Here is a 12,062-nt window from a genome sequence, read left to right as displayed (position 1 = left end):
CGTTTTATCTTAAACCGACATAATCGAATCGATTGCCGGCCGCTTCTCTTACAAGCAGGCTTAACTCGCGAATCGCTAACGACTCTGCTTGATAAGCATTCTGAAGCAGTCTTATTTGCAGCGCCGTGGATTCACTTGCGGACACACGCTCCATAAGACCAGCAAGCGTCCGGTAATGTGCCGCCGCCTTTCCCGCTTCTGCCCACTCCTGCTGTACTTCAGCCATATAATCGGCTAAATCCCGCTTCGTCGCAGCCAGCCATTCCAGCGTCATTACAGCTCCGTCAGCATCGTAATCACCGCTTGCCAGCGCATCAATGATCGCTTGGTAGATTTCACCGCCGCAAGCGTATTCCTCACGAGGCAGCATCAATTCATGCTCCTCCCATTTGTAGACGGCCTGAAGAAAGGACTCCTTATACACCGCTGCCGGATCGAGCTTCATTCCTTCCTCCAGCACTTGCAAATGATAGTAAGGGGGAGAACCATAATCAGCGTATGGAAGCTCCTGTACATCATCATGGATACCGTCTTTGTAATAAAGACGCTTCGTCTCATCGTTATAGCCGCAGGCAACGACAAATCTGTCTCGCCAAAAGATAGCCGGAGTACCGCGGTCAATGGAAGCTTTGATTTGTCCGATTACATATTCACGGTAGAGCGGGAAGGTCGGCAAAAACGTAAACCCGGCATATTGCGATGAAGTTACACCGATCAAGTCTGCCGCGAGAAAATTTTCCGCCATCCAATTGTAAGCGGTCGATGATTCGGGCTTTAACTGCCGGTGAACCGACTGCCGGAAGCCGAAGGCCGTCATGCCCGATAGCATCGCTCTGCTCCGCGTAAACCACCCTTGATGCTGCAGCACCGCGTGGAAAGCATCGATATATGATTGTGATTCTACTTTCATATGAATAGGGCTCAAAAGCCGATCTGACATAAACTCTCTCCCCCTTTATCTTGGAGCATGAGCGCCCCATCTCGGTAAAATGTGCTGCTCTGGCGTGTCATTGCCGGCGCATATTTTGCGAATTTGTTCCATCGCTGCATGCTCAAGCGGCTCTGCCGCCGCCAAATATTCCGCTTCCACAGCAAAGCTGCGACTGCCGTTCTCCGCAGGTGCCAGCTCTGTCAGCTCCGCATATTTCGCATAGGCCTTCTTTAGTTCGGGGAACAGCTCCATAGCAGCAGCCAAATAATCTCTAATTTCTCTTCTTGCGTACCAGAAGGTATCGATAATGTACCTGGCTCCGCCCTCATCAAAATCTCCGCTTTTTAACCCGTCCAGCAAATACGTATAAGCAAGCTTGCCGGAAGCAATCTCCCGGTCGGGCAGCGTTTTGAACGGTGTGTCCCAATCCTCAAGCGCTAGCCGCAGTGACCCCAGCACCATCGTCTCTACAGGCACTTCAACCTTGTCCCCGATCCAGTGAACGCTCCAGAATGGAGTGAAATTAAGCCCAAAATTGTCATACAGCACAATCTGATCCTCGGCATTCCAGCCATCCTGTACATAAAAAATGCCATCCTCATCATCATAACCGCGAATGACGCCAAACTCAGGAATCCAGTAAATAACGCCGATGCCTCTATCTAGGGTTTCCTTCACACCTTGCACAGCATCAAGCTGGTACCTGCGGAACGTCTCATGTCTGGTACGTCCGCCGTCAGATTGGGTGAAAATAGCCAAGTTGTCAATCGCGCGATGATGCTCGGTTCCAAATTGCCCGTAGGCCGACACCGACATCGGAAGCAGCTTTTTATGAACGCTAAATTTGAACGCCAGTCCGCTCAAGCCCGACAGCCACGTCTTGGAGCCGTTGAACATTCCCGCCCCGGTCAGCACAGCATAAAGACTGTCCGTGAAGGCTTTCGATTCCCGCTTCATCGGCATATATTCCAAATAAACGCGCGTCATCCTTCTACCTCCTCGTTTAATCGATTCAGCACGCTGCCGCATCTCGCTCGGAGCTTCTCGCGAAGCCATTTCGGAGCAAGCAGCGCGCTCCAAGCGCTTGTCATCAAATGCCGGAGGAACGCCTCCGTATCGTAAAATTCGATTTCGTATAGATCGGACGAATCCGTTGACGGCTTTGCTGCAAAGCCGCCCCAGGACGGACCGGGCTGCTGTGTAAGCTGTATTTTCGCCGTAAAGGGCTGTTGGACCGGCCGCCAAGGTTCATCGCTGGGATAGGCTTTTACCGGTAGGATGGCTCCGCTATTGCGTTTGGACTGCTCATTGATTTCGATCTGATCAATAGCGCCAAGGCGGAGCATCCGCTGCTTCTGATTATGTTCGCAATGGGAGAGGACGTAATCGATGTTGTAACGGGATTCGAATTTGACCGGATAGACGCGCAGCCGCTCGCCCTCGTACAGGAGATCGACCGCGCACTCTTTCTTTATCGCATCTGATAGGAGCACAACGGTCTGCATCAGCTTTGGATTAAATTCAAATACTGGCAGCCGGTTATGGATGGAATCGTCCTCGGCATCCGTGAAGCGTTCCAGCAAATAAGCGACTCGATTCGCCGCATCCGCATTGTCATAGTCGTATTGCCGGTAACGGTGAATAAGAAACCGCAGTATTCTTTTTTCATCCTCCGTCATATAGAGATGTGGAAGAATATAGGTCTGCTCCTCGTACACATAGCCCCGGTGCTTGGCGATATAAGCGAGCGGCGCCCTCAGCGTAATGTTCATATATTCAATATCGCGCTGCGCCTGACGCTTCGATATTTCAAACTTCTCCGCAAGCTGGCTGCTGTTCGGATAGCGGCTTTCCCTTATTTGCTGATCGAACCACTGAATCCGGTGCATATTGCTCATCTGCATTCCCCTCCGGAAAAATATTACTTTTCCTTATTACACCATCTGAATGGAAAATTGTGCAACCTTCCCATTAAAAAATCCGTTCCTGGGAACGGATTTTGCGTATGCTCGGACTATGATCCCGTAACGGCGTCGATTCTGCTTTGAACCGCGTTTTGGCATCTTTTGCACACTTTTAGAACGGTTCCGTCCGTTTTCGAACGGGAATACAGCAGTTTGATTCTTGTCATATTGCATACCGGGCATGTGCCCCGCCCCCGCGAAGGCAGATTCCACAATGCCCGTCCCCTTTTTGTTTTAGCCATTGGCTGATGCTCCTTTATTTTTCGTTTTCAATTTACATTGTCTTACAGTCCCCATTATAGAAGAGGTAGTACGACATAAAATGTCGCAGCATTAAAAAAGTTTTCAGGCGCTTTTTTAAATGAGCTACTGTTGCTGTTTTGCTGGGAATTTGGACACCGGGAGACAGGGAGACAGGGAAATTAGGGACTAAAAATATTGTGCAGAAGCCTATCATTTGATAGCCTCATAGTAGAGGAAACGAATATATACAGTGCGCTGCTTAGAGGTAAACACAGCGTGAGTTCATTCATCTGCGGGTATGCGGCGACCTATCTGGATATCTATTATCCATTCCAAATTGTTGAGCGGCCTGCGAAGGAGAGTCCATGAAGAAAATTCTAATCATCGGAATCGTCGCCAGCGGCAAGACGACATTGGCTAGACGTTTGTCCGATACGCTGAACATTCCCTGGTATGAGCTCGACACCATCGTTCATCATCAGACCGCGACGGGACGGCATAAACGGACGGCGGACGAGCAAGTGGCAGTTATTAAGGAGATTGACCAGAGCGGCGATGGATCGTGGATTTTCGAAGGAACCGATCGCGAGTCGTATCAATGTTTATTTGAGATGGCTGATACGATCGTCTTTCTCGATCCTCCCTTATGGAGGCGCCGCATTCGCATTTTCGTCAGATTCGTGAAGCAGAAGCTCTGCATTGAAGCCTGCCATTACAAGCCGGACTTCACCATGCTGCGAATGATGTACAGGTGGACCCGCGATTTTGAAGCGAACCGGACAAGCTTCGAGACCAAGCTGGGGCGATATGGGGACAAGGTGGTGAGACACTCCGACAGTAGGAGCTTGGATTTTGTGCGTTAAGTCCTCATCCCCTCCAGGCTCTGGTTCTCACGTGTAACTTACAGACTAGTATCTTCGAGCATGCCCGGGGACGGTTTAAGACCCTGTCGGGGTCTTATCACACTCGCACCAGCGCTTTTTTCATGAGCTAAGACCCTCTCGGGGTCTTAGCCCCTCCCACAAGCATGCCCAGCGACATTTTTCGGCATGCTAGACGGCTTTAAGACCCTGGCAGGGTCTTATGGTGCTCGCCGCTGCGCTTTTTTCACGGGTTAAGACCCTCTCGGGGTCTTATCCCCTCCAATTAGCACACCAAGCAGGCATTTTTCGGCATCGCAGAAGACTTTAAGACCCTGGCAGGGTCTTATGGCGCTCGCACCAGCGCTTTTTCAAGAGTTAAAACCCTCGGAGGGTCTTATCCCTCCCACGAGCACACCAAGCGGGCATTTTTATGCCTGCTAGACAACTTTAAGACCCTGGCAGGGTCTTATGGCGCTCGCTCAAGTGCTTTTTTCAAGATTTAAGGCTCTCGGAGGGCCTTATCTCTGCGCACACATCGGATTTTTTTGCTACATTCACTCCCACGCGAAGGTTACAATTGGCTGCGAAAAATCAAAATGTAAAACTGCATGTTGATATCCACTTTTTAGTCGATTTTTTGCATCAAAATGCAAATGTGCCGTTTGATTGGCCTAAAAAGCCTCAAAAGAGCGAAATCCGTGATTCCAAATGCACTTTTACATTTTGAACGCGATTTTGGAGCTTTTGTGCCTCCTTAAACTGCACTTTTACATTTTGTTCCTCCATGCGCACCGTGAGGGCCTAGACGGGGGATGGTCCCCCACCTCCCCGCTTACCCGGTTGCCGCGCCAACCGAAACTGCTATAATAAATGAAAGACTAGAGGAGTACGGGGTGTAAGATGACTAAGCGATTGCCGAAATATGTGCAGTTGAAAAAGGAATTGCTTCAATGGGTGCAGACGGGGAAGCTTCGTCCCGATGAGCAAATGCCGTCCGAGCATGAAATCACCCAATTGTTCCAGATGAGCCGTCAGACGGTCAGGCAGGCGCTGGGAGAATTGGAGACGGAAGGTGTACTGTACCGCATTCAGGGCAAAGGAACATTCGTAGCGCATCCGTCATCTCCCGAAGAGAAGTCGATTCGGGCCGTAGGGATGCTGACGACTTATATTTCGGGCTATATTTTTCCGCATATCGTCCGCGGCGCAGAGGGCAAGCTCCGGGAACGCGGCTATCAGCTGCTGCTGTCCAGCACAGACAACGACAAACAGAGAGAACAGGAAAGCTTAAGTCTGCTCATCCAACAGCCGTTAAGCGGGCTCATTATCGAGCCGACGAAAAGCGCCCAGACCAATCTCAATCTCAATTTCTATTTGACGCTCTCCAACCTGAACATCCCTTATGTGATGATTAATGAGCGATACCCTGAAATCCATTGTCCGGTCGTAAAAGTCGATGACGAGCTGGGCGGTTTTCTCGCAGCGGAGCATTTGATCAAGCTGGGACACCGGCGTATTGCCGGCTTTTTCAAAACGGATGACCTGCAAGGGGTTAACCGGCTCAAAGGTTTCATTCGCGCTCATCAGCAATACCGGATCGCGGTCAATCCGGAATGGCTCATTCACTATGCGACTGAGGATCTTCATACTCATGTTCCCGCTGCTGCAAACCAACTGCTGCAAGCCGGCGAGGCAAATCGGCCAACCGCGCTGATCTGCTACAATGACGAGCTCGCCATGAAGCTGCTCGAGACGATCAAACCATTAAATCTGAGCATGCCGGAGCATCTTTCCGTCGTTGGCTTTGATGATTCTCCGCTCGCAGCTGCAATGGGCTTAACAACCGTGTCGCACCCCAAGGCAGAGCTGGGGGAAAAAGCAGCCGAGCTGCTGCTCGATCTGATCGAGAAAAGATCAAAAGCGGAGGATTTCGTGTTCCAGCCGGAACTCATAATCCGAAGCTCCACAGCCGCTCCCGGCTCACCTGCTTAACCATGCACCACCTCAAAACGGCGTTGATGATTGCCATGCTGCTGCTGACTAAGCGGCTCACAGGCTGCATCAAGGCCTTTTTTCATTCCCTGAAAAAAAACATAGCCAACTTGTACGTACATGTTTATAATATAAACAAAACTTGTACTTACTTAATACAGCATGAGGAGTGATAATCGTGCTTCAACAACTGAAACAAGACGTACTCCAAGCAAATTTGGATTTGCCGAAGTATGGGCTCGTCACCTTTACCTGGGGCAATGTCAGCGGCATCGACCGGGAACACGGCCTCGTCGTCATTAAGCCAAGCGGCGTCCCCTATGAAGAGCTGACAGCGGATAAAATGGTCGTCGTCAATTTACAAGGCAATGTCGTAGACAGCCAATACCGTCCATCATCCGATACGGCTACGCATTTGGTCTTATATCGTCATTTTCCGGGGATCGGCGGCATCGTCCATACCCATTCCCCATGGGCTACAAGCTGGGCTCAGGCTGCCAAGAGTATTCCGGCTCTCGGCACGACGCATGCCGATTATTTTTTCGGCGATGTGCCTTGCACCAGACCGATGACGGAAGCTGAAATTAAAGGCGAATATGAAAAAGAAACCGGACATGTCATCGTAGAGACGTTCCGCGACCGCAATCCACAGCAAATTCCCGGCGTTCTCGTCCACAGCCACGCCCCCTTTACTTGGGGTAAAAATGCACATGAAGCGGTTCATAACGCCGTCGTGCTGGAGGAAGTCGCCAAAATGGCTTCGCGCACGCATGTTATCAACCAAGAGGCTGCAGCTATGCAGCAGACGCTCCTTGACCGCCATTTTCTGAGAAAACATGGTGCAAACGCTTACTATGGCCAGTCTGCTGCCACTGGGGAGGAATAAACAATGACTCAAAAATATGCAATTGGTGTCGACTACGGCACCCAATCCGGACGGGCGGTTCTCGTCGATTTATCGAACGGTCATGAAATAGTGGATCATGTAACGCCTTATACCCATCATGTCATCGACGAGCGTCTGCCCCATTCCGGTAAAGCGCTTGAAGCAGATTGGGCGCTCCAGCACCCCCTCGATTATATCGAAGTATTAACGACGTCGATTCCGGCAGTCATGAAGCAATCCGGCATCGATCCGGCCGACGTTATCGGCATTGGTATTGATTTTACAGCCTGTACCATGCTCCCGATTACAGAGCTTCATGAACCGCTGTGCACCTTGCCCGCTTATCAGGACAACCCGCACAGCTGGGTTAAGCTGTGGAAGCATCATGCCGCTCAAGACGAAGCGAACCTGATCAATGAAATCGCCGCGAAGCGCGGTGAGAAATGGCTGGCCCGCTATGGAGGCAAAATCTCATCCGAATGGATGCTGGCAAAAATATGGCAAATACTGAATGAAGCTCCTGAAATCTATGAAGCTGCGGATCAATTCGTCGAAGCGACAGACTGGGTCATCTCTCAATTAACCGGACAAATGACGCGGAACAGCTGTACAGCTGGCTATAAAGCGATCTGGCATAAGCAGGACGGCTATCCGAGTGAAGCCTTCCTCGCCTCCCTTGATCCTAGGCTGGAGAATCTGGCCGATACGAAGCTCAGAGGCGACATCGTTCCGCTTGGCACGAAGGCTGGCGAGCTAAGCGAAAAGCTTGCTGATTTAACGGGACTTCGACCGGGAATCGCCGTCGCTGTCGGCAACGTAGATGCCCACGCGGCTGTGCCAGCAGTTGGCGTTGTTACGCCAGGCAAGCTGGTGATGGCAATGGGCACCTCCATCTGTCATATGCTGCTTGGCGATGAGGAGAAGGAAGTCGAAGGCATGTGCGGCGTCGTAGAAGACGGCATTATTCCCGGCTTTTACGGCTATGAGGCGGGTCAATCGGCTGTTGGCGATATTTTCGAATGGTACGTGGATGAAGCGGTCCCCGCTTATGTGAAGGAAGAAGCGGCGCAAGCTGGTGTGAGCGTTCACGAATGGTTAGAGGAGAAAGCAGCACTCCAGCAGCCGGGTCAATCAGGGCTTCTCGCCTTGGATTGGTGGAATGGCAACCGCTCCACTCTCGTCGACACCGATCTGACAGGGCTGTTGTTAGGCTGCACTCTGTTAACGAAGCCCGAAGAAATCTATCGCGCTTTATTGGAATCTACAGCTTATGGCACGCGTAAAATCGTCGACGCCTTCCGCTCCAGCGGCGTAGCTGTCGATACGCTCTATGCCTGCGGCGGACTGCCGCAGAAGAACCGGCTGCTGATGAAAATTTATGCCGATGTCACCAATATGGAGATCAAAGTCGCCGATTCCAAGCACACTCCGGCTGTTGGAGCAGCGATGTTCGCGGCTGTAGCGGCGGGAGCTGAAGCTGGCGGCTACCCGTCTATCGTTGAAGCTGCGGAAAAAATGGCCCGCGTACGCGAGGAATCGTTCAAGCCGAATCCGAGTCATGCGGCTGTCTATGAGGAGCTCTATCAGGAATATGTGACGCTGCATGATTATTTTGGCCGCGGCGGCAATGATGTGATGAAACGGCTCAAAAAACTTAAAAAACAATACTAATGCCCGATGCGGAAAGAGGTTATCGGTATGACGACGACTAGAGCTTATCAATTCTGGTTTGTAACCGGAAGCCAGCACTTATACGGTCCTGAAACATTGGAGCAGGTCAACGCACATTCCACTGCAATCGCAGCGGGTATGAATGAGGACGCTTCTATTCCTTTCGAAATTATTTTCAAACCCGTTGTGACGACACCGGATGAAATCGCCCGCTTCATGGCGGAAGCGAATACGGATGTAAGATGCGCCGGCATTATTGCATGGATGCACACCTTTTCCCCGGCCAAAATGTGGATAGGCGGACTTAGCCGACTGCAAAAGCCGCTTCTCCATCTAGCTACTCAGTTCAACCGGGATATTCCTTGGCAATCGATCGATATGGACTTCATGAACCTGAATCAGGCGGCGCATGGCGACCGGGAATTTGGATTTGTTAACACACGCCTCAGACTGCCCCGTAAGGTCGTATTTGGCCATTGGAAAAGCCCGGAGGTACGCAGCCGGATTAGCGGTTGGATGGCAACAGCCATCGCCTGTCTGGAGTGCCGCAGCCTCAAGGTAGCCCGCTTTGGCGACAATATGCGAGGGGTCGCGGTTACGGAAGGCGATAAGGTTGAAGCGCTGATTAAGCTCGGCTGGACGGTGGATGGCTACGGTATCGGCGATCTCGTTGAGCGGATGGAACAGATTGCCGACGAAGAGATTGATAGCCTGATGGCCGTCTACGAGCAGCAGTATGAAATTCCGTCGCTGGCGGATGATGAGGCGGTGCGTGAATCGATACGGTACCAGGCGAGGATTGAGCTGGGACTGAAGGCTTTTCTCGAGGAGGGCGGCTATGGCGCGTTTACGACGACGTTCGAGGATTTGCACGGGATGCAGCAGCTTCCCGGGTTAGCCGTTCAGCGTCTGATGGCACAAGGCTATGGCTTCGGCGGCGAAGGCGATTGGAAAACCGCGGCTTTGCTGCGCGTGATGAAAATCATGTCCGGCAACGCCGGAACGTCTTTTATGGAGGACTACACTTACCATCTTGATTCGGACAATGAGCTCGTATTGGGAGCACATATGCTGGAGATCTGTCCTACCATCGCAGACGTTGAAGCCAGCAAGCCTGCCATACAGGTGCATCCGCTCGGAATTGGAGGCAAAGCTGATCCGGCTAGACTCGTATTCAATGGCCGGGCTGGCAGCGCGATAAATGCTTCGATTATCGATCTGGGCAACCGCTTCCGGCTGCTCGTCAATGAAGTGGAAGCCGTCTCGCCTGAAGCTGAACAAGCAATGCCCCATCTGCCTGTTGCCCGTGTATTGTGGAAGGTTCAGCCGAGTATGAAGGACGGAATAGAATCGTGGATTTTGGCCGGCGGCGCGCATCACACCGTCTTCTCCTACACGGTTACGACGGAGCAGCTGGCCGATTTTGCAGAATGGATGGGCATTGAACTCGTTGTCATCGATCAAAATACGGCAGCAGCAGCGCTTCGCCAGCAATTGCGGATATCAGACGCTGTATGGCGGCTGATGTAGCTTGGTAAAGCAAGAGGCGATGGATTGAGTCCATCGCCTCTTGTTTATAGTGGTTATCCGTTGCGGTAGGCTTGCAGCAGCTCCTGAATTTGACCCTCCAGCAATTCGCCATGTTGGATGGCCTTATCCAATGGCAAAGCCTCCGCTTTGTTTTCGTTCGTATGCCCGACATGCTCCTTCCACGCTGCGCTTAACAAGCGGTGGCGTTCATAGACCAGAGGATATATCGGCCATGTGTCCGGCCCCTGCTCCACATTTTGCTGGAACAATTGGCGGAGCAGCGTCTGCGCAATGACCCAATGCCCTCCCGCATCGGGATGAATGCCGTCTCCGTAGCGATAGTCGGTATTGCTGTTTTTTTGCGCCGCGATGTACTGCAACAGCGGCTCGCGAATGGCAATAACCGCGTCAACCGCTGATTCGAGTCCAAGCACCCATTCGGCGTACCTCTCCAATACATCGTCATATCGGATAAAGGGCGTAAGGTAGCTGTACTTTTCTTCCCCCTCGGGAAGAAGAATTGCACCGCTTAATGAAGCGGCATCAAAAGGCGGCGGGGTCATCACAATGACCTTGGAGCCCGTCGCCCGAACAGCCTCGATCAGTCGGTTCATTCCATCCCGATAAGCGGCAAACCGTTCTTCTGAAAACGGGTAATAAATGCCGTCGTTCATGCCATAGCAAATCACTGTCCAATCTGGACGGCTTTCGCTCAGCGCCCTTTCCAGCCGCTCATGAATGCATGGGCGCGGAAACGGATGATCGGGCTCGCTTAGACCGGAAGCCGTCTCACTGCTGACACCCAAGTTTATGAACGTACAGGGGTGCCTAGCATCGGGCTGCTGCCGGAAAAAAGCGTCCAAATAAGAAATATAAGTGCCGTCGTCGGTAATGCTGTCCCCTAGAAATACGATTCTCTTCGATGCATTTGCATTCATGATGGTTACTCTGCTCCAATCGATTCAGTTTCTGGCTGGCCGTAAAAAACGCGTTGAATAAATTCGGCAACAGGAGTCGGGTCATCCAATGAATGCGGATGATGCGCCACACCCGGCTTCACAATGACCTCGATCTCCCCGCCGTTTGCTGTAAAACGCTCGGCGAATGGGTGCCCGTTATCCAAGAACGGCACGTCCTCATCGGCATCGCCGACTACAAGGATAACCGGAATTCGAAGGGCCGCCAGCTCTGTTACGCGGTCGAGCGGACTTTCCCGGAAGTCTGCAAACTGCTCTTCGGTGAGCCGGTAGGTTTGCAAGCATTCCTCCCACTCTTTTTTATACTGATCCGCTTTCCCGTTGCCGCCAGGCCAGCTCCCCAAGTCCAGCACCGGCGCGTCCAGATACAGCGAAGAGACCGACTCTGGATATTTCAAGGCATAGTTTACTGCGTATAGGCCGCCCCGGCTGAAGCCGAAAATAGACGGTTTATCCGCTAATCCAAACTCTGAGCATACATGCAGTTGGAACGGGCGCATCAGCTCAATCGCCTCCGGCGAGCCATACATATCGCTGACATTGCAGTAAGCCAAATGCCAGCCTTGCTCCAGCAGCGCCATATCGACTTGGCTGAACGCATCGAAAAACTCAGCGCGCCACACCCACGGATTTCCCGGAGCCGCCTCTTTAGGACTAACAACCAGCGCTTCGCGCCCGTTGACGGTAAAATCGTAACGCTCATATCCCTTCCAAATCCCTTTAACAGCAGACATGTAAAATCTCCCCTTGTCGTTTGTACTCTCAAGCGCTAGCCTATCATCTAGCAGACTATGTAAACGCTTTATACTCTTTTATCAATTCTTTGTTGGTGTGGACTCTCCTTCTTTGTAGCTGGGATTATTTTCGGACGTGTGAGACACGGGATCGCTGCGCGTTTTGCCAGACACCGGGATCGCTGCGCGTTTTGGTCCATGGTGCCGTTCTTGATTCCATTTCCTCATCGCTGTCCCGATGAGTAATGGATAGAATCTGCAAAAAGTCCCC

Annotated in this window: 11 protein-coding genes; 5 read left to right on the top strand and 6 right to left on the bottom strand. The window is 51.8% G+C overall.

Annotated features, from left to right (window positions below; genetic code table 11):
* Window positions 1-4: 4 nt before the first annotated feature.
* From ACFVVF_RS13950 to ACFVVF_RS13935, 4 genes are all read right to left on the bottom strand, one after another.
* Window positions 5-940: a hypothetical protein gene (locus ACFVVF_RS13950; RefSeq protein ID WP_387810256.1), complete on the bottom strand. Its 936-nt coding sequence runs from the start codon at window positions 938-940 to the stop codon at window positions 5-7.
* 15 nt (window positions 941-955) lie between these two features.
* The gene (locus tag ACFVVF_RS13945; RefSeq protein WP_387810253.1) at window positions 956-1,918 is read right to left on the bottom strand and encodes a cysteine peptidase family C39 domain-containing protein; all 963 of its coding nucleotides are present in this window, start codon (window positions 1,916-1,918) and stop codon (window positions 956-958) included.
* Window positions 1,915-2,829: a helix-turn-helix transcriptional regulator gene (locus tag ACFVVF_RS13940; protein ID WP_387810250.1), complete on the bottom strand. Its 915-nt coding sequence runs from the start codon at window positions 2,827-2,829 to the stop codon at window positions 1,915-1,917. The genes ACFVVF_RS13945 and ACFVVF_RS13940 overlap by 4 nt, the downstream gene beginning before the upstream one ends.
* A gap of 116 nt (window positions 2,830-2,945) precedes the next feature.
* On the bottom strand, window positions 2,946-3,137 hold the full coding sequence (locus tag ACFVVF_RS13935) for a hypothetical protein (RefSeq protein WP_387810247.1): 192 nt from the start codon (window positions 3,135-3,137) through the stop codon (window positions 2,946-2,948).
* Window positions 3,138-3,503: 366 nt separating this feature from the next.
* On the opposite strand from ACFVVF_RS13935, the gene ACFVVF_RS13930 reads away from it, so the two are divergent.
* The 5 genes from ACFVVF_RS13930 (at window position 3,504) to araA (ending at window position 10,080) form a co-directional block, all read left to right on the top strand.
* The gene (locus ACFVVF_RS13930; protein WP_387810244.1) at window positions 3,504-4,001 is read left to right on the top strand and encodes a P-loop NTPase family protein; all 498 of its coding nucleotides are present in this window, start codon (window positions 3,504-3,506) and stop codon (window positions 3,999-4,001) included.
* 900 nt (window positions 4,002-4,901) lie between these two features.
* Window positions 4,902-5,993 (top strand): GntR family transcriptional regulator, encoded by a 1,092-nt coding sequence (locus ACFVVF_RS13925; protein ID WP_387810241.1) that lies wholly within the window; start codon window positions 4,902-4,904, stop codon window positions 5,991-5,993.
* A gap of 178 nt (window positions 5,994-6,171) precedes the next feature.
* Window positions 6,172-6,879 (top strand): L-ribulose-5-phosphate 4-epimerase, encoded by a 708-nt coding sequence (araD, locus tag ACFVVF_RS13920; protein ID WP_387810238.1) that lies wholly within the window; start codon window positions 6,172-6,174, stop codon window positions 6,877-6,879.
* Window positions 6,880-6,882: 3 nt separating this feature from the next.
* Window positions 6,883-8,550: a ribulokinase gene (locus ACFVVF_RS13915; protein ID WP_387810235.1), complete on the top strand. Its 1,668-nt coding sequence runs from the start codon at window positions 6,883-6,885 to the stop codon at window positions 8,548-8,550.
* Window positions 8,551-8,577: 27 nt separating this feature from the next.
* Window positions 8,578-10,080, top strand: a complete 1,503-nt coding sequence (araA, locus tag ACFVVF_RS13910; RefSeq protein ID WP_387810232.1) for an L-arabinose isomerase — start codon at window positions 8,578-8,580, stop codon at window positions 10,078-10,080.
* Between the two features lie 53 nt (window positions 10,081-10,133).
* On the opposite strand, the gene ACFVVF_RS13905 is transcribed toward araA, so the two are convergent.
* Both ACFVVF_RS13905 and ACFVVF_RS13900 read right to left on the bottom strand, forming a co-directional pair.
* Window positions 10,134-11,018, bottom strand: coding sequence for an SGNH/GDSL hydrolase family protein (locus ACFVVF_RS13905; RefSeq protein WP_387810230.1), 885 nt, complete (start codon window positions 11,016-11,018; stop codon window positions 10,134-10,136).
* Between the two features lie 5 nt (window positions 11,019-11,023).
* Window positions 11,024-11,791 (bottom strand): alpha/beta fold hydrolase, encoded by a 768-nt coding sequence (locus tag ACFVVF_RS13900; protein WP_387810227.1) that lies wholly within the window; start codon window positions 11,789-11,791, stop codon window positions 11,024-11,026.
* Between the last annotated feature and the right edge of the window lie 271 nt (window positions 11,792-12,062).

Source organism: Paenibacillus sp. NPDC058174 (assembly GCF_042883865.1).
Classification (GTDB): Bacteria; Bacillota; Bacilli; order Paenibacillales; family Paenibacillaceae; genus Pristimantibacillus.
The sequence above is the reverse complement of the archived record's forward strand: the minus strand, read 5'-3'. Positions and strand labels throughout refer to the sequence as shown.